Consider the following 19,937-nt stretch of genomic DNA (forward strand, 5'->3'; position numbering starts at 1 on the left):
CGCGAGGTCCGTGTGCGGTCCGTTCGCTTGTCGTGCAGGTCCTGTGCAGAGGATGAATCCAAACCCAGCCGGTTTCTCTCGACCGCGTTGCGAACGCCTCGGGGTAGGACTAGCCTCGGTCCGGGGGGTATCGACGCATGGAGTACAAAGACCGGATCGGCCGACGTTTCGTAACGAAGCGTTGTTGTCTGTCCGTTACCCGTTCGCCGATGCAGAACCAGAGTCCTCACCAGCGTCACGGCCCATGTTCGCGATCTTCCTGACGCCCGCCTACGCGCCGTTCGCGATCGCGTTCGTCATCATGATCGGGATTGGGCTGATCGAGGCGATCGGCCTTGGGCTCGGGCATCTCGATCTCCACGCAGACGTTCATGCCGAAGCGGATGGCGGCGGCGTGCTCGACTGGCTCGGGCTCGGCCATGAACTACCGATCCTGATCTGGCTGACCTCGCTGCTCGGCTGCTTCACGCTTTCGGGGATTGCCATTCAGCAGGGCGCGACCGCCTTTACCGGCGGCCCGCTGCACTGGAGCCTCGCCTCGGGTGGCGCATTGATCGCCGGCAGCCTGCTCAACACGCTTGCCGCCAACGGCCTCGCCCGGATCATGCCCGGCTTCGAAACCAGCGTGATCTCGACCGACGACTTCCTCCGCCGCCGCGGCACGATCCTCGAAGGCACCGCCCGCCGTGGATCGCCGGCCCGCGCAAAAATCGTCGACCAGCACGGCCAGGCGCATTTCATCATGGTTGAGCCGCACGACGACACCGACACGATCGCCGCCGGCGAGGTCGCACTGATCGTCCGCCGCGACGGCAAACTCTTCTACGCGCTGCCCGAAGCCAACGCGCTTCTGCGGTCGATCTAACCAACGCATAACCGGGGAGGGTTTCATGCCCGCACAGCTTCTGAACGTCCTGATCTACGCCGGCATCGTGCTGTTCGCACTAGTGGTGATCGGCATTATCCTGACCCGGCTCTACCGCCGCGCGACCAAGGACGTCGCGCTGATCCGCACCGGCTTCGGCGGTGAGAAGGTCGTGCTCAACGGCGGCATCATGGTCATCCCGGTGCTCCACGAACTGATGCAGGTCCGCCTGACTACGGTGAAGCTGGAGGTGTCGCGTCTCAACAAGGATGCGCTAATCACGCTCGACAAGCTGCGCGTCGACGTCGTCGGGCTGTTCCACATCAAGGTGAAGCCCGACGCGGAATCGATCGCCGCCGCCGCGCAGACGCTCGGCGATTCGGTCAACAGCCCCGACGCGGTGAAGTCGCTGCTCGACGGCAAGCTCGTCTCGGCACTGCGCTCGGTTGCTGCGACGATGACGATGGAGCACCTCCACGCCAACCGCGCCGACTTCATCCAGAAGGTGCAGGAGGCGCTCATGACCGATCTGGACATGAACGGTTTTCAGCTCGAATCCGTCAGCATCACGCATTTCGACCAGACCGCGTTCGAGCATTTCAACGAGAACAACGCGTTCGATGCCGAGGGGCTGACCGTGCTCACCCGGACGATCGAGGAGCGTAAGAAAATCCGCAACGACATCGTCGCTACCAACCGCGTCGAGATCGAGCAGCGTAACCTCGACGCCAACAACCAGTCGCTAGAGATCGCGCAGGCCGCGGAACAGGCGCGCTTGACGCAAGAACAGACGCTCTCCGCCCGCCGCGCCGAGCAGGCGACCGCGATCGCGACCGCCGAAGCCGAGCAGACCCGCCTCGCCGAGATCGCCCGCATCACCGCCAGCCAAGCGCAGACGGTTGCACAAACCGAGGCCGACAAGGTCATCCAGACCGCGACGATCGCCCGCGACGGCGCGATTCAGACGGCAACGATCGAGCGCGACCGCACCATCGAGATCGCGCGCATCACGACGGCGGTGCAGACCGCGCAGAAGTCCGAGGAGGAATCGACCGCCACCGCCGCCGCCAACGAGGCCCGTGCGCTTGCCGTCCGGGCGGAAGAAAGCGTTGCCACCGCCAAGGCGACCGAAATCGCCAACCGTAACAAGAACGTCGCGGTCATCGCCGCCACCCAGCGCGCACAGGAAGAGGCCGTCGGCATCACCGTCGCCGCGACCGCGGAGAAGGAAGCCGCAGAGGCACGCGCGAGTGCCCTGCGGACAGAAGCAACCGCCGAAGCCGATGCCGAAAAGGCTCGTGCCGAAGGTCGAGAGGCAGCGTTCAAGGTCGACGCGGCAGGTCAGGCATCGCTCAACGAGGCGACCAACCTGCTGAGCGACGCGCAGACAGCGCTGCTGATCCGCCGTGCGATGCTTGAAGCCCTGCCCGCGATCATCGCTGCGGCAAGCAAGCCGATGGAGAATATCGACAAGATCAGCATCCTCGATGCCCGAGGGCTGCACGGCGACGGCGGCAGCGATGGCGCGTCCGGCAGCGGTCAGGGCAATCTCGCCGATGCCGCAGTGGCGGCGGCGATGCGCTACCGCGTCGGCGGCCCGCTGATCGACGGACTGATGGCAGAACTCGGGATGACCGGCAGTTCGTTGAACGGCATGCTCGCCGGCAGCAGCGCTGATGCGGCGCCCGCCCGAACCTCCTCCACCGATGCCAATAAACAGCCCGCTGCACTCAACGGCGGATCGAGCAACCCGCCGGTCTGATCGAATGAACGCGAAGGCCCAGCCCTTGGAAATCGACCTGCACTTCGAGGAAGACGGCGCGCAGATGTTTGCCGGTGCCTTGGATACCGCCGCATGCCTTGCGATCGAACAGGCGATCGCAGACCTACCGAGCGACGTCCCAGGCGTGAGGATCGGGTCCGCCCCTGCCCTGCGCGCCATGCTCGCAGTGGACGGTCCCATCGGCAGCATCGCCGCATCGGCGTTGGGCCCCGAGGCGCGCGCCGTTCGAGCCGTGCTCTTCGACAAGACGGTAGCTCGGAACTGGGCGCTTGGCTGGCATCAGGATCGGACGATCGTCGTCGAGGAACGCGCGGACGCCGTCGGGTTCGGTCCCTGGACGGTCAAGGCCGGCCTGATCCAAGTCGAACCGCCCTTCGCGATTCTGGAGCGGATGGTGACGATCCGCGTCCACCTCGACCCGGTCGACGCGACGAATGCCCCGCTCCGCATCGTGCCCGGATCTCACAGGCTTGGTCGTCTGCCGGAAGCGAGTATCAAGCACGTCGTGGAAGACCGTGGCGAACGCGACTGCCTTGCGAACCGCGGCGATGTCTGGCTCTACGCGACGCCGATCATCCACGGTTCGCGCGCCGCCGATCCACCCCGTCGTCGACGCGTGCTCCAGATCGATTATGCAGCCGTCGACCTGCCCTCGCCACTTCGCTGGGGCGGGCTGTAAAGGTCCGCTCGGCCGGTCATTCTGGGCCGAATCCGCGTATCGCACGCGTATCGTAAACAGCGCTTTCCGCCCCTCGATCCGAGAATCGAAGGGCAGAAATCAACGGATTTCCGCCCTTTTTGAGTCACGCCCCTGCAATCGCACTGCAGAGGTCAGGGGTTCGATTCCCCTCGGCTCCACCAGCGCCAAAACCATGTAGAATTCGGTATGAGGCGGTTCGCCGCATCCGCACTCCGGTTAGTGCATCTCGGCCGTCCGACGTTCGAGGCTCCGCCCCGCGGAACCGAGTTATTTCGATGACAATTTTCCCAGGGCGGGGAAGTAGGATTGTGGTTCGACCGGGCGCAGCGGGGTGTTTTCGGCGTTGGCGTCGAACAGGTGGTCCAGCATCGCGGCCATCGCGGCCTGCCCCTTCGCCGTGATCCCGATATGGACGCGGCGGTGATCGGTCGGGTCGGGATGGCGAACCAGCAGCGCCGCCTCCTGGAGACGATCGATCCGTCGCATTGCGCTGGCGGCGCTCTCCCCCGACATCAGGATCAAGTCCTTGACGTGCAACCGCTCCCCCGTCGCGACCGCGATGAACAGGTCGATCATCATGTCCCAGGCGGGATCGACCAGCAGATCGCGCGGCAGGAATGCGCTCATCGTCGCGCGCAGCCGACGCGCCTGACGCGCCCGAGCCAGAAGCGCCGGCGAGACCGGGACGATGCCTGCCGCCCTGTCCCGCCGCGCCGCGAGATCGACCGCACCGTTGGAACGCGACGTGCTCATCGTTCCCTCAGCGCTTCCTGCGCGCGATTGAGCGGCTTGAGCAGATATTGGAGGACGGTCTTGCTGCCGGTGTGGATGTCGACGGTCGCGACCATGCCCGGTGTGATCGGGAACGTGCGCCCGGACTTGTTGGTCAGCGAGTCCGCCTTGGTCTGCACGAACACCCGGTAATAGAGGATGTCGGGCTTCACCTCATCCCGGATCGTGTCCGGCGAGATGCTCGTCACTGTCCCCTCTAGCCCGCCATAGACCGAATAGTCATAGGCGGTGACCTTCACGCTCGCATGCTGGCCGGGGCGGATGAAGGCGATGTCGCGCGGTTGGATCCGCGCCTCGATCAGCAGGCGTTCGTCGAGCGGGACGATCTCCATGATCTTGCCGTTCGGCGGCACGACGCCGCCGATCGTCGAGATCTCGATATTCTTCACCACCCCGCGCACCGGCGAGCGTAGTGTCAGGCGCTGGAACGTATCGGACCGGCCGCGCACGACCGGCGCCAGCGAGTCGACCTGCTCGGTGACCTTGGCGAGATCCTGTCGCGCCTCGACCATGTATTGCGACCGGAGATCGGCCTTTTTCAGTTCCAGGTCGGCGCGCTGGCGTTGCAGGCGCAGGACCTCGACGTTGCTGGCGGCCCCGACCGCGATCAGCGACTGGCCGATCGCGACCTCGCGGCCGATCAACTGGAGCGACTGGTCGATCAGGCCCAGCGACGACTGGAGGCTGCGGCGACGCGTGTCGTACAACCGGGTCTCCGCGGCCTTGAGGTCGGGATAGCGCGCCAATTCGCCCGGGAACTCCAGCGCGGTGCCGTTCGCCTCCGCGCGCAGCCGTGCCGCACTGGCGAGCGCGGCACGGTATTTCGCGGCGCTTTCGTCCATCGTCGAGCCCGCCTGGGTCGGGTCCAGCTGGGCGAGCAACTGCCCCGGCTTGACGATGTCGTCCTGCCGCACGAGCATCTTGGCGAGGATACCGCCCTCGAGCGATTGCAGAACCTGTTCGCGGCTGGTCGGCACGACGCGCGCCTCCCCGGTTGCCACCTCGTCGAGATCGGCGAGCCACGCCCAGATCAGCGCCGCTGCGAACATCGCCGCAAGGACCCACACGAGACGCGTGGCCGACGCCAGCCGCGCCTCGCCTTCGCCGCCGAACAGATGGTCGTCTTCGGCCGTGATGGTGGTCATGCCGCAGCACTCCGCGTTCCGCGCATCGTCGCGAGCACCTGATCCTTGGGCCCGTCGAGAATGATCCTGCCGTTGTCGATGACGATGATCCGGTCGACGATGTCGAGCATCCGCATCCGGTGCGTGGCGACGACGATCGTCCGAGTCCGGCTCCAGTGCCCTAGCCGCTCGATGAAGTGACGCTCGGCACCCTCGTCCATCGACGCAGTCGGCTCGTCGAGCAGAGCGACCATCGGTTGCCGGAGCAGCAACCGGGCAAGCAGCAACGCCTGGACCTGGCCACCCGACAGGCCGAGCCCGCCTTCCTGCACGACATGGCCGAGCCCGTCGCGCAGCCGGCGGACCATCCCCTCGGCGCCGACCATCGCGAGGATCTCGACGATCTCCGCATCGGACGCGGACGGTGCACCAAGCGTCAGGTTCTCGCGCAGCGTGCCGTGGAACAACCGGCTGTTCTGCGTCAGCAGGCCGATGTCGCGGCGCACGTCGGCCGGGTCGATCTGGTGCAGCGCGAGCCCGTCGAGAAGGACTTCGCCCGACACCGGCTGGAGCATGCCCGACAGGCCCTGCAACAGCGTCGACTTGCCCGCGCCGTTGCGCCCGAGCAGCGCGATGCGCTCACCCGCAGCGATGTCGAGCTTGGCGACCGACAGCGCCGGCGGGGCGTTGGGATCGGCATAGGTGAACACGCCGGACCGCATCGTGAAGTCGCCGGTCACGGCCGGTAAGGGAATACGGTGGTCGCCGTCCGCGCTGTCGACCGGCAGCGCCATGATCTGGTTGAGGCTGCCCATCGCGACGCGGGCATGCTGCAACCGGCCAAGCAGCTGCGTGACCTGCGCCATCGGTGCCATCATCCGCGAGCCGAGGATCGAGGTGGCGACGAGCACGCCGGTCGTGATGTCGCCGGCGATCACCAGCGGCGCACCGACGAAGATGATCGCGGCATAGACACCATTCTGCACGCTCTGCGTCCAGACCGAGAGGCCGTTGGTGACGCCGCGCAACCGTAGCTGCGCCTCGCCCGCGACCGCGTTGTAGTGGTTCCACTGATGGTGAAAGCGTTCCTCGGCCTGGAGCGCCTTGATATCCTCGATCCCCTGCACCGCCTCGACGAGCATCGCGTTGCGGAGCGAGGATTCGCGCATCGACTCGGTCGCGAGCACCCGCAGACGGCGTTGCGCGAGCAGCCCCGGCAGCAGCAGCAGGACCAGCGCGCCGAGCGGTACCAGTGCGAGCGCACCGCCGATGTACCAGAGCACGGCGAGGAACAGCAGGAAGAAGGGCATGTCCGCTACCGTCGCGACTGTGGTCGACGTCAGCATGTCGCGCACCTGATCCAGATCCCGGAGCTGCGAGATGAACGTGCCGGTCGACGCCGGCCGTGCGCGGTTGCGGACGCGCAAGGCATGCCCGAACACCCGGTCCGAGATGCGCAAGTCGGCGCGCTTGCCGAGCACGTCGACGATGTTGGTGCGCAGCCGTCGCAGCACGAAGTCGAAGCCGATCGCGATCAGCACGCCGACGAACAGGATGGTCAGCGTCGGGATCGACCCCGCCGGCACGACCCGGTCATAGACCTGCATCGAGAACAGCACGCCCGCGAGCCCGAGGCAGTTGGTCACCACCGACGCGACCATGACATGGCCGTAGGACGGTGCATCGCGCATCAGGATCTGCCGCAGCCAGTGATCCTGGAACGGACGGATATAGGTATCGACGCGCATGTCGGGCGCCGATCGCGACGGACGCGGGATGACGAACCCGGTCGCCGACTCCATCAGCTCGGCAAGCGTCAGCCGGGTCTGGCCGCCACGGTCGCCGGGCAGCGTCAGCCGGACCTGGTCGTCGGCATCGATCCCCTCTATCAGCGCGATCTCGCCATCGGCGAAGCGCACGATCGCGGGCAGTCGCCAGCTCGTCAGGCGCACCGCGCGCGGCGTATCGAACCGCACGGTCAGGCCGGTCGCGCGACCGAGCGTGCGGATGCGGGTCTCGTCGTCGCCGCCCAGATCCCATTGCACGGCCAAACGCGCGCGCTGTTCGGACACGGGCAGCCGGTAATGCCGCGCCACCCGCCCGAACAATTCCAGCCAGCTGTCGATCGCCATCACCGGCGACGGAGCGAGCACCGCGGTCACAGCGTCACCCCGCGCAGGGTGGTGCCCGAAAACCCGAAGGCATCGCGCATCCGCCCGGACAGGAACAGGCAGTCGACCTGAAGTCGCCGCACATCCTGCGTCGTGTTGATCGCCTCGAAGCGGACCTGCTGGAGTTCCTGTTCGGCGTTCAGCAGGTCGACCAGCGTCCGCGTCCCCATCTCCAGATACTGGATCCGGTAAAGGCGATTGGTCTCGCGCATGTTGCCCTGCCGAGAAACCAGCGTGTCGATCACACGCGTGAGACTGTCGATCTGCTGCTGCGCCTCCGCCATGCCCTGGCTGGTATCGAGCCGCGCGCGCCGCGCACTCGCCTCTGCCGCATCGCGTTCATACCCCGCGCCGCGCAACCGCGCCTTCGTGATGCCGCCAGAGAAGACGTTGCTCGAAACCCGCAGGCCGAAATTATAGATGCTGCGCTGGCCGAACGGCGACGCGATGTCGCTGGAGGCGTCGCCGCCGAGCGACACGGTCGGATAGCGATCGGCGCGGCTCCGTCGGACCGCGGCGTCGGCCCGGTCCACCAGCGCATCGGCGACCATCACCGACGGCACGGTGTTCCATTCCGGCATCGGCCTGGAGCAACTGCGCATCAACCAGTCCGGTACGTCGGGCGCGACCGCCGCCGGTGGCGTGTCGCGGTTGAGCAGATAGGCGAGGTTGCTGGTCCACCGCCGCTTCGACGCCTCGATCTGGGTCAGCGTGGCGCTCGCCGCCTCGACCCGCGCTTCCGCCTGGAGCGCGTCGGACTGAGTAGCCGCGCCCATCTTCGAACGCTGTCCGACCAGCGCGCTGATCTGTTCGATCCGCGACGCCTGGTCGAGCGCGACGGCGTGGAGTGCGGTGGCGCGCTGGAGCTCGATGACCGCATAGGCGCTTTCGCGGATCAGCGTATCGACCGCGAGGAGCAGTTCGGCTCGCCCGCCGCGGGTCCCTGCCCGTGCAGCCGCGACGTCGCTCGACACCTTGCCGAAATCATAGAGCATCTGGGATGCGCCGATCTGCGGTCTCGGACGCCATGTGCCCGAGACCCGGCTGTCATAGCCGCTGCCGAGGCCGGTGCTGACGGTCGGAAGATAGCCGGCGCGGGCCGCGTTGATCTCTTCGCCGCGAGCGCTCAGGACGCCCGCCGCCTCGGTGATCGACGGATGCCAGGTCAACGCTTCCTTGGCGGCTTCGGCGAGCGTCAGCGGGCGCGCCGGGTTCGCGGTCACGACAGGCGCCATATCCGACGCCGGGCCGGTCTGCGCATCTTCCGCCCTGCCGATACCGGCTAGGCCCATCGACATCACGCCGCCCAGTGCAAGTATCGATCGTACGTATCGTGCTCTGTAGTGCATGGGTACCGGGTCCTCTGCGTCGAACACACAGAAGACCCGGTACCTTTAACGAACTGTGTAAGACCAGCGCCTTTATGGCATTGATATCATTATATTAAATCCGTTCTGATTTCTTAATAAACAGGATTGGTATTGGTGCCATGCCGGTCCGGATCTTCCGGCGCGACGATATAGTCGAGCGGATCGGCGACTGCGGGCATCGCGACATCGATGGCGAAGGCCGGATGTCCCGCGTCTCCCACACCTTCCAACGCCGCGGGCTGTTCCGGCGGGAGGAAGTTCGCCAGGACGTTCTCCAACTCGCCCTGCCCTTCGAACACGTCGTAGATCGCGCGACCGATCGCATCGCTGTCGGGCGCGACGGTGACCGAAGCATCCGCGTCGATCGCACTCGTCACGAACGCATCCAGCGCGATCACGTCCGTTTCGATTCCGACGATCTGGCTCGAGACGCTTGCCGCCGCGATCGTGCCGTCAGCCGGTACGTCGATCGTCACGGTCAGCGTGGACGTCGCCGCGGTGCCGTTCGGCTGGATCACTTGGTAGGTGAACGTATCGAACAGATCGACCGTCGAGTAACCGAGCGTCGCGTTGGGGCTATAGAGGTAATCGCCCGTCTCGTTGACCGTCAGCGTCCCATACTGTCCGGTCAGCACCGCCGCGGTATCGCCGATCTCCGTGAAGCCGGCACCTGCATCGACACGGATCCCGGCAAACGGCGTGTTCGCGGTATCGTTGTCGAGCAGGTTGCCCTCCGCCGTCGCAGCACTCCCCAGCGTGAACTGGTCGAGGAACGTCGTCGTCGCGCCGACCGACACGGTGCTCACGAACGACCCTGCCGTCGCGCTGCTCGATATGGTGTACGAGTATCGCCCGACGGGGAGATCCTCGACCGTGAACACAGCGCCGGTACCGATCGGCAGTCCGACGACCGCAATCTGCGTTACCCGTTCGATCACGGTGCCCGCTTCGTTGCGCACGGTCAGCGTGTAGGTCGGCAAGACCGAAAGACCGGGTGCGCGGGCAACCGCGATGGACACGTCCGCCACGGTGTTCGCGGCCACGGTGAAGGTGCTACCGCCGGCTCCCGTCGAAAGAAGGCCCAATGGACCTGTCGAGTTGAACGAGAACGCCGTCGTCGGTGCCGTCGTTGCCACGACGTTGTCGTACGTCACCGCGGCGACCGCGACGTCGGCGGCGGCCACCGGCGCCCCGGCGATGTCCGGGCTGCCGATCGCGATCGACAGGACGGCGCTTTCGCGTTCGCCGTCGGTCGGATCGATCAACGTGTAGGTGAACGCATCGGTCTTGCCGATCGCCAGCGCGCTGGCATCCGGCGTGTAGGTATAGCTGCCGTTCAGGTTGATCGTCAGCGTGCCCCAGGCCCCATCGACGACCGTGCCGTTCGCCGCGACCGCAGTCGTCACGCCCCCGATCGTCACGCTATCGACCTGCGTGCCCGGTCCGACGATATCGACCGCGCCGCCTGCCCCTTGATCGGTGATGACGTTGCCGGATGTGGCAGCGGGAACCACAGCGGGGACGGCAGTGAAGTCCGAGTCCACGCCGACGACGGCGAGGTTACCGAACAGCGCCGCGCCCGCCGTGCCCGAGAAGGTCAGGAACGCACGGTACTCACCCGGTCCCAGCGTTTCGGTGGCGCTCAGATTGCCGTCGAACACGCGGATATCTAGCAGCGAGGCATTGCCCGATCCGTCGACCGCGACCCAGTTGGTCCCGTCGAAGCGCTGCACGACGACCGCGTAATCGCTGGCGACGCCGATATCGAGCAGGTCCGAGCCGTAGGAGAAGACCGCATCCAGGCTGTGCCCGGCCTCCACCGTGAACCGGACGTCGGGCACCGAAAGCACCTCGGCCTGGAGATTGACCAGGCCTAGCGAGAGGAGCACCGGATAGGTCGCATTGCCAAGATCCACGGACGACGTCGGCGGGACCAGGTCGATCGATGCCGTGTTGGCGTTGTCGAAGGCATCGATGTCGAACGGCGCGACGACGTTGCCCGGCAGCGATATGTTGCCTGCCGCGTCCTCCTGCGTCACCCCGAGAGTCGCCCCGCTGGTCTGGGCCGCCACGAGCGTGACGGTAAAGCTGCCGTCCGCGGCGACCACGCCATTCCCGATCACGGGACCGCTACCGACGCGCACTTCTACGCGCGCGCCCGGTTCGCCCGTGCCCGTGACCGTCGTCCCGTCGCCGGCGACCAGCAGCGCGGTCGGCGCTGCGGGTGGGGTCAGGTCGGGGGCGACCGCGCTAGCCGGATCGGAGGCGTTGTTGGCGCCATCGCGCTGCGTCGCGACCAGCGTCTCGCCGTTGCGTTGCGGTTCGTCGAGCGTGACCTGGTACGACCCGGTGCTCCCGACGACCGCCGTACCGATCGGCAGCCCGTTGCGGGTGATCGTCACGGTGGCGCCAGGCTCGCCCAGCCCTGTCACGATGTCGCCACCGGCACCGATATTGATGCTCGGCGCGCCCGGCGCGGTGAGGTCGGGTGCGATCGCGGGAACGGGTGGCGAAACGTTGCCCGCCGTGTCGGACTGGACGACGCTCAACACCTCGCCGTTGCGCTGTGCGGTATCGAGCGGCGCGACATAATTGCCGTTTGCGTCGACAATCGCGGTACCGATTTCCAGGCCGGCAGCATTGCTGACGGTGATCGTGGCGCCGGCGACACCGGCACCGACGACCGCGTCGCCCTCGGCCGAGACGGTGGCCGTCGGCGAGAACGGTGCCGTATCGTCGGGCGCGACGGCAATCGTCGGCAGCGACGGGTTGTTCGCACGGTCGGTCTGCGTGACCGTCAGCGACTGGCTGTCGGTCTGCGCAATCGACAGCGGCACCGCATAGGTGCCGTTTGCGGCCACGATCGCCGTCCCCAGCAGGCCACCGTCTGGGCCGGTGACCCGCACCGTCGCACCCGCCTCACCGGTACCGGTGACGAACCCGCCGTTCGCCGAAACGGCGGCGATCGGTGCGCTCGGTGCGGTAATATCGGGTGCCAGGACGGAGGACGCCGGCGACACGTTGCCGGCCGCATCCGCCTGCCGCACGATAAGCTGTTCCCCATTGGCCTGCGGAGTGCTCAGCGGCGTGGTGTAGATGCCGTCCGCGTTCACCGTCGCCGTTCCGATCGTATCGCCACCGGGGGCCGTGATCGTCACGATCGCGCCGGGTTCACCGGTGCCGGTCACGCTGGTGCCGTCTCCGGCGACCACCGCCGAGGGCGCGCCAGGCGCCGTCGTATCGGGGGCCGTGATGCCGGTCGGCAGGGAGCCATTCCCTGCCCGATCGGTCTGGACCACCGTCAGCGCCTGACCATTGGCCTGCACCGACGCCAACGGCACGGTAAAGCTGCCGTCGGCCGCGACGACTGCCGTTCCCAGCAGGCCGTTCGAACCGGATACGCGGACCGTTGCGCCGGCCTCGCCCGTCCCGGTCACACTGCCGCCGCCCGCAGCCAATATAGCCGCGGGAGCATCGGGTGCGGTCGTGTCCGGTGCCACTGCCGAGACCGGTGGCGAGACGTTGCCGACGCCGTCGGCCTGCGTCGCGGTGAACGCCTGGCCGTTCAGCTGTGCCGGGTTCAGGACGGTGCTGTAGCTGCCGTCTTGCGCAACCGTGATCGGCCCGATCGTAGCGCCGTCGGGTCCGACGATCGTGACGGTAGCGCCGGGCTCGCCGGTACCGCTTGCGATCTCACCGTCAGGTGCAATCACCAGCGTCGGGATTGTCGGTGCCGTCAGGTCCGGTGCCAGTGCCGTAGCCGGCGGCGAGACGTTGCCGCCGCCGTCGGTCTGCGTCGCGGACAGGACCTCGCCGTTCAGCTGTGGCGTACTGAGCGTCGTGGAGTATGTGCCGTCCCCACCGACGGTCGCGACACCGATCGCGGTGCCGGCCGGATCGGTCACGACGATCTGCGCGCCGGGTTCGCCCGTGCCGGTCACGATCGTACCATCGCCGGAGACGATCGCGGTCGGTGCCGCCGGCGTGACGAAGTCCGGGGCGATGGTGGACGCCGGGCCCGACACGTTGCCGGTCGGGTCCGCCTGCGTTGCGGTCAGCGTCTCGCCGTTGATCTGCGGATCGCCGAGCGTGATCGTGTACGTACCGTCTCCGGCGACCGGCACCGTGCCGATGGGCGTGCCGCCCGGCCCGGTGATCGTCACCGTCGCACCGGGCTCACCCGTACCGCTGACAACGGTGCCGTCCCCGTTGATCGCGATGGTCGGGGCAACCGGTGCCGTGAGGTCCGGTGCCAGCGCCGTAGCGGCGGGCGACGGGTTACCCGTCGGATCCGCCTGGACCACGCTCAGCGTCTCGCCATTGACCTGCGCAGGGGTCAGCGTCGCCGTATAGGCACCATCGGCGCCGACGATTGCCGTCGCCACGACTGCGCCGCCAGGCAAGGTGACCGTCACGGTCGCTCCCGCTTCGCCGGTCCCGGTGACCGCAGTGCCGGTGTCGTTGACGTCCGCCGTCGGAAGCGCGGGTGCGGTGAGGTCCGGTGCGGTTGCCGCAACGGGCAGCCCGGCATTGCCGTCCTGATCGACCTGCGTCGCGCTCAGGACTTCGCCATTGACCTGCGCCGTGGTCAGCGTGGCGACGTAGGTGCCGTCTGCGCCGACCACCGCATTCCCGATCGCGATCCCGGCGGGATCGCGGATCGTCACCGTCGCGCCGATCTCACCGGCGCCGGTGACGGTCGTGCCGTCAGCGGACACGTCCGCCGTCAGGCCTACGGGCGCATCGAAATTGGGCGCCGTCGCGGTGACGGGCGGCGAAGGGTTACCGGTCGGATCGTTCTGGATCGCGCTCAGCACCTCGCCGTCGATCCGCGCCGGATCGAGGACCAGCGTATAGCTGCCGTCGGCCGCGACGATTGTCGTGCCGATCGTGCTGCCATCCGGGTTGCGCACGGTCACGGTGGCGCCGGGCTCGCCGGTACCGTTCGCGGCCGTGCCGTCGAGCGTGATCGCCAGCGTCGGCGCGGCCGGTGCGGTGATGTCCGGCGCGGTCACCAGCGTCGGCGGCGAGGCGTTGCCCGATGCGTCCACCTGGATGGCCTCGAGCTGTTCGCCATTAGCCTGCGCGGGCGAGAGCGCCGCCACGAAGGTTCCATCGGCCGCGACGGTGGCGGTGGCGATGGTCGCCCCGGTAGGACCGTCGATCGAAACCGTCGCCCCCGGTTCGCCGGTACCGCTCGCCTGCGTGCCGTCAGCCGAGACCGTCACCACCGGCGCTGCAGGGCCGGTGATGTCGGGTGCGGTGATGGCGACCGGACCGGACGCATTGCCAGCCGCATCGGCCTGGGTCACCGTCAGCGCTTCGCCATTGGCCTGCGCCGGGGTCAGCGTGACGGAATAGCTGCCGTCGGCGGCAACGAGCGCGGTACCGATCACGGCACCGTTCGCGTTCGCCACGGACACCGTCGCACCCGCTTCGCCGACGCCGGTCACGACGCTGCCATCGGCCGCGATCGCCACCGTCGGCACGTCAGGCGCGGTGATATCGGGCGCCAACGCATTGGCGGGCGCCGAGACGTTGCCCGCCGCGTCGGTCAGCGTCACCGTCAGGGTCCCGCCATTATCCTGCGCATCCGCGAGCGGCACCGTGAAGCTGCCGTCGGGCGCGACGATCGCCGTGCCGATCACCACGCCGGCCGGATCGCGCACGGTCGCCGTGGTTCCCGCCTCGCCGGTGCCGGTCACTGCCGTGCCATCCGCGTTGACGCTTGCCATCGGTGCGGTGGGGACGACCAGATCCGACGCGGTCAGTGCGATCGGTGGCGAGACGTTGCCGGCACCGTCCGCCTGCGTGACGCTGATTACCTCGCCGTTGATCTGTGCCGTGCTCAGCGTCGCGGCATAGAAGCCGCCCGCGTTGACGAGCGCCGTACCGAGCGGCGTGCCGTCGGCCGCGCGCACGGTGATCGTCGCGCCGGCTTCACCCGTCCCGGTGACCACGTTACCCGTCGCATCGAGCGCCGCCGTCGGAGCGATCGGGGCGGTCAGGTCGGGTGCCACCGCGGTTGCCGGCGGCGAGACGTCGCCATCGACTTCGGTCTGCGTGACGCGGATGGTCTCGCCGTCGATCCGTGCCGGCGTAAGCGCGACACTGTAGCTGCCGTCTGCATTGGCGACGCCGTTCGCGATCACGGCACCGTCGGCATCGTACACCGTGATCGCAGCGCCGCCGATCGCGGTGCCGGCCACGGTCGTACCGTCGGCGCCTACCGCGGCGGTCGGGGCGTCGGGATCGGTGTCCGCGACCAGATCGGGTGCGGTCGTCGTGGCCGGCGGCGAGACGTTGCCCGCACCATCGGCCTGCCGGACGGTCAGCACTTCGCCATCGACCTGCGCCGGCGACAGCGCGGCCGTATAAGTGCCGTCGGCCGCGACGATGGCGTTGCCGATCACGGCACCCAGCGGATCGCGGATGACGATCGTCGCGCCGACCTCGCCGGTTCCGGTGACGCTGAGGCCATCCGCACCGATCGTCGCGACCGGCGCGTCGGGCGCGGTGAGATCGGACGCGGTCAGCGGCGTGGGAACTGAGGTATTGCCGGCCGCATCCGTCTGCACGACGGACAGAGACTGGCTGTCGACCTGCGGCGTGGCGAGGACGACCGTGTAGGTGCCCTGCGCGGTGACGATCGCAGTGCCGATCTCCGTCCCGCCCGCATCGCGGACCGAGACGGTCGCGCCGACTTCGCCGGTACCGGTCACGATCGTCCCCGAAGGATCGAGCGCGGCATCGGGCGCAGGCGGCGCCGTGATGTCGGGCGCCGTCAGCGCGAGCGGCGCAGAGGCGTTACCGGCCGCATCGGTCTGCACGACGCTCAACGCCTCGCCATTGGCCTGTGCAGGCGTGAGGGTGACGTCGAAGCTGCCATCGGCGGCGACGATCGCGGTACCGACCGTAGTACCCGCGGCATCGACGACGGCGATCCGTGCGCCGACCTCGCCGGTACCCGATACGAGCGTGCCGTCGCCGTTGATCGCGGCCTCGACGGGCGCGGGCGCGGTGAAGTCGGGCGCGATCGTCGTGGCGATGCCCGACACGTTGCCGGCGGCATCCGCCTGCGTTGCGGTCAGCGTCTCGCCATTGACCTGCGCCGTGCTCAGTTGCGCGGTATAGGTACCGCCGGCATCGACCAGCGCGGTGCCGATCGCGACGCCCGCGGGGTCGGTGATGGTCACGGTCGCGCCAGGTTCGCCGGTTCCCGTCACGGCCGTGCCGTCGCCGTTGACGACCACCGTCGGTGCGGCGGGTGCGGTCACGTCGGCCGCGACGACGCTGACGGGCGCGGAGGTGTTGCCGGCGGCATCGGCCTGGGTCACGACCAGCGTCTCGCCATTGGTCTGCGGCGCGGCGAGCGTGACGACATAGCTGCCGTCGGCGCCGACCGTCGCGGACCCGATGACCGCGCCACCGGGTACGGTAACGGTGACGACGGCACCAGGCTCGCCGGTGCCCGCCACCAGCCCGCCATCGCCGGACAAAGTCGCGGTGGGCGTGCCGGGTGCGGTGATGTCGGGCGCGACCGCATCGACGGACGGCGAGACGTTACCGGCCGTGTCGGTCAGCGTGACGGACACGGTCTCGCCATTGGCTTGCGGCGTGGCGAGCGGCGCCGAATACGTCCCGTCGCCAGCGACGATCGCGCTGCCGATCACGACGCCCGCAGTGTCGCGGACGGTGACGGTGGCGCCAGCCTCACCGGTGCCGGTGACGGCGCTACCGTCGAGCGCGACCGTAGCGACCGGTGCGTCGGGCGCGACGAAGTCGGGAGCTGCAAGGTTTGCTGGCGGCGAGACGTTGCCCGCCGCATCGGCCTGCGTCACCGCAATCGTGCCGCCGGCATCCTGTACCGTAGTCAGCGTGACGGCATAGTCGCCGTTGGCATTCGCGGTGGTGGTGCCCAGCACGGTGCCGTCGGCGGCACGCACGGTGATCGCCGCCCCTGCCTCGCCGCTGCCGGTGACCACGGCGCCGGTCGGATCGAGCGTTGCGACGGGGGCGTCGGGCGCGGTCAGATCGGGCGCGATGGCGGTGGCCGGAGGCGAGACGTCGCCGTCCGCATCGGCCTGCGTGACGCCGATCGTCTCGCCGTCGATGCGCGCCGGTGTCAGGGCTACGGAATAGCTGCCGTCGGTACCCGCGACGCCGGTGCCGATGATCGTTCCGTCGGCATCGTACAGCGTGATCGCGGCGCCGGCGACGGCAACACCGGTCACGGCCGTGCCATCGGCAGCGACCGTCGCGGTCGGTGCGTCAGGCCCATCGTCCAGGACCAGATCGGGTGCTGTGGCCGCAGCGGTCGGCGACACATTGCCGGCGGCGTCGGCCTGGCGCACCGTCAGCACCTCCCCGTCGACCTGCGCAGGCGTGAGCACCGCGGCATAGGTGCCGTCCGCGCCGACGACCGCGGTGGCGATGACCGCGCCGACCGGGCTGCGGATCGTCACGGTCGCGCCGACTTCGCCCGAGCCGCTGATGCTGCCGCCGTCGCCGGCGACGATGCCGGTCGGTGCGAGCGGCGCGGTCAGGTCGGGTGCGACCAGCGTGGCCGCGGGCGACACGTTCCCGGCCGCATCCGCCTGCGTGACGGACAGCGTCTCGCTATTGCCCTGCACGGTGGCGAGCGTCACCGCATAGTTACCCTGCGCGCCGACAATCGCCGTCCCGACAACGGCGCCGTTCGCGTCGCGCACCGTAACGGTCGCGCCGGCCTCTCCCGAACCGGTGACGATCGTGCCATTGGCATCGAGCATCGCGACGGGCGCGAGCGGCGCCGTCGCGTCGGGTGCGGTCAGCGACAGCGGTGGTGCCGCATTGCCCGCCGCATCCACCTGCGTCGCGGTCAGCTGTTCGCCATTCGCCTGCGCCGGCGTCAGCGCGGTGCTGTAGCTGCCGTCCGCCGCTACCGTCGCCGAGCCGATCACGGTCCCGCTTGCGTCCGCGAAGACGATGCGGGCACCCGGTTCGCCGGTCCCGGCAACGGACGTGCCGTCGGCGCTGATCGTCGCGGTCGGCTGAGCGGGTGCTGTGAAGTCGGGCGCAATCGTGCTGGCGGTCCCGGACGCGTTGCCGGCGGCATCGGTCTGGCGTGCGACGATCACCTCGCCGTCGACCTGCGGCGTCGAGAGGATCGCGGTATAGCTGCCGTCCGCGGCAACCGTCACCGTCGCAAGCGTCGTGCCTGCCGGATCAATGATGACGACCTGCGCGCCGTGCTCGCCGGTGCCGCTGACCTGCGTGCCGGTGGCGTCGATCGCGATCGTCGGCGGCGCGGGCGCGGTAAGATCGGGCGTTCCGAGATCGACCGCGGGCGAGACGTTGCCGGACGGATCGGTCTGGACGACGGACAGCGTCGTGCCGTCGACCTGCGCCGGCACGAGCGGCGCCGAATAGTTGCCGTCGGCGCCTACGACGACGGTCGCGATGACCGCGCCGGTCGCATCGCGGATCGTGACGGTCGCGCCCGGCTCGCCTTGGCCGGTGACCTGCGATCCATCACCCGAGATCGCCGCCGTCGGAGCAGCCGGCGCGGTCAGGTCTGGCGTGGCGATCGTGACGGGAGCCGAGACGTTGCCGGCGGCGTCGGTCTGCACGATCGTGAGGTCGGTGCCGTCGACACGCGGGGTCGGCAGCGTCAGCGTATAGGTCCCGTCGGCAGCCACGACCGTCGTACCGACGACCGCGCCGGTCGAGTCGGTGACGGTCACGGTGGCGCCGGGCTCGCCGCGGCCGGTGACGATCGTTCCGGTCTCATCGACGGTCGCGCTCGGAGCAGCGGGTGCCGTCAGGTCGGGGGTCGCGGCGGTCGTTCCGGGGGAGACGTTGCCCGCCGGATCGGTCTGCGTGACGACGACCGGATCGCCCTTGATCTGGGGTGACGTCAGCGTGACCGAATAAGTGCCGTCGGCACCGACGACGCCGGTGCCGATCACCGTGCCGCTGGCGTCGCGAACCTGGATCGTCGCGCCGGCCTCGCCGGTGCCGGTCAGCACGGCCCCATCGCCGCGGACGGTTGCAGTCGGCGACGACGGAGCGGTCGTATCGGGCGTCACGCCGGTGCCGGGCCCGGGATTGGGCTGCGTGGGCTGATCGTCGTCGTCACCACCGCCACCACCGGCGGCGACCGCGGCCAGTCCCGCCACCCCGGCGACGCCTGCCAGGATCGCCGGCAGCGCAAGGGACGAACCGCCGCCAGACGCTACGACCGCGAGATCTTCGAGATCCTCGATTTGCGTGAACGTGACCGGCGTATTCGTCGTGCGGGCGTGCCACAGGGTTCCATCGGGTTCGCGCAGGACGAGATCGTTGGAAACGGCGGCGTCGGCGGAATAGAAATCGACGACCCGGACCTGCTCGCCGTTCGCCAACCTGATGACGAGATCCTCGCCCTGCCGTTCGATCCCGGCGAGGTCCGCCCGAGCGATGTCGAGCCGGACGATGCTGGGTGCGTCGAGATCGATCGTACCGGTCGAAACCTGGCTGACTGCGCCGTTAGCCTTCGAGATCACGTCCACGTTCATTGCCGCTTCCTCCTGGTATCACGCTTGTAAAATCGCCCCCCGATCACCCCCGGCGATCGAAAACGGCAAATTCCCGCGATGAGTGAACGGCGCACCGAGTTGCAGCGGTGCAACGATTCCGTTTTCGGAACCAATTCTGATTAGGGGTTGCGAGCGTCGGTCGATGACGCGTCGCCGGCGTCGTGCTGGACGCGGGTTCTTCGCGTGTGAACGCTCTTCTGCCGCACCCCGCGCACAGCGCTAAAGGGCTTGGGGGCTTACAAGGATTCCCCTCCCTGGAAGGGAGGGGTTAGGGGTGGGTCGGCCAATTGACTGACGCAGCATCAGCCTCAAGCCTACCCACCCCCAGCCCCTCCCTTCCAGGGAGGGGAGCAGGTCAGTTAGTCATACTCTTGATTTGTGCAGCGCAGCAAAGCGTCGCAGCATGGAACCGCAACGCTTGATGGGGAATCGATTGTTCCGATGGGGAAACAAGCGTTCAGCATGCGGCATGCGGCATGCGGCATGCGGCAAGCGGCAAGCGGCAAGCGGGCTTCAAGAGTTGGAACTAGTCACCCGGAACAACGTCACGCGACGCCGTTCCGGGCCGCCGTG

The 19,937-nt window shown here is 68.4% G+C and carries 8 protein-coding genes; 3 read left to right on the forward strand and 5 right to left on the reverse strand.

Annotated elements, in window-relative coordinates:
* Positions 1-244 precede the first annotated feature (244 nt).
* The 3 genes from U1708_RS12730 to U1708_RS12740 are packed head-to-tail and all read left to right on the forward strand — an operon-like array spanning position 245 to position 3,327.
* Complete coding sequence (locus U1708_RS12730; RefSeq protein WP_332746243.1) at positions 245-865, forward strand: OB-fold-containig protein; 621 nt, start codon at positions 245-247, stop codon at positions 863-865.
* Between the two features lie 25 nt (positions 866-890).
* On the forward strand, positions 891-2,627 hold the full coding sequence (locus U1708_RS12735; protein ID WP_332746244.1) for a flotillin family protein: 1,737 nt from the start codon (positions 891-893) through the stop codon (positions 2,625-2,627).
* Between the two features lie 4 nt (positions 2,628-2,631).
* Positions 2,632-3,327, forward strand: coding sequence for a phytanoyl-CoA dioxygenase family protein (locus U1708_RS12740; protein WP_332746245.1), 696 nt, complete (start codon positions 2,632-2,634; stop codon positions 3,325-3,327).
* Between the two features lie 288 nt (positions 3,328-3,615).
* Here the strand turns inward: U1708_RS12740 and U1708_RS12745 are convergent, their stop codons facing one another.
* The 5 genes from U1708_RS12745 to U1708_RS12765 all read right to left on the reverse strand — a co-directional run bounded on the left by U1708_RS12745 (position 3,616) and on the right by U1708_RS12765 (position 19,343).
* Positions 3,616-4,101 carry a MarR family winged helix-turn-helix transcriptional regulator gene (locus U1708_RS12745; RefSeq protein ID WP_332746246.1) on the reverse strand — a complete coding sequence of 162 codons (486 nt, stop codon included), beginning with the start codon at positions 4,099-4,101 and terminating at the stop codon, positions 3,616-3,618.
* On the reverse strand, positions 4,098-5,285 hold the full coding sequence (locus U1708_RS12750) for an HlyD family type I secretion periplasmic adaptor subunit (RefSeq protein ID WP_332746247.1): 1,188 nt from the start codon (positions 5,283-5,285) through the stop codon (positions 4,098-4,100). The genes U1708_RS12745 and U1708_RS12750 overlap by 4 nt, the downstream gene beginning before the upstream one ends.
* The gene (locus U1708_RS12755; protein ID WP_332746248.1) at positions 5,282-7,426 is read right to left on the reverse strand and encodes a type I secretion system permease/ATPase; all 2,145 of its coding nucleotides are present in this window, start codon (positions 7,424-7,426) and stop codon (positions 5,282-5,284) included. Before U1708_RS12755 ends, U1708_RS12750 begins: the two co-directional genes overlap by 4 nt.
* Complete coding sequence (locus U1708_RS12760; protein WP_332746249.1) at positions 7,423-8,784, reverse strand: TolC family protein; 1,362 nt, start codon at positions 8,782-8,784, stop codon at positions 7,423-7,425. The genes U1708_RS12755 and U1708_RS12760 overlap by 4 nt, the downstream gene beginning before the upstream one ends.
* Positions 8,785-8,897: 113 nt before the next feature.
* A complete protein-coding gene (locus U1708_RS12765; RefSeq protein ID WP_332746250.1) occupies positions 8,898-19,343 on the reverse strand; it encodes a BapA/Bap/LapF family large adhesin in 10,446 nt (3,481 codons plus the stop codon).
* Positions 19,344-19,937 lie beyond the last annotated feature (594 nt).

It is taken from the genome of Sphingomonas arabinosi, from assembly GCF_036663715.1.
Lineage (GTDB): Bacteria > Pseudomonadota > Alphaproteobacteria > Sphingomonadales > Sphingomonadaceae > Sphingomonas.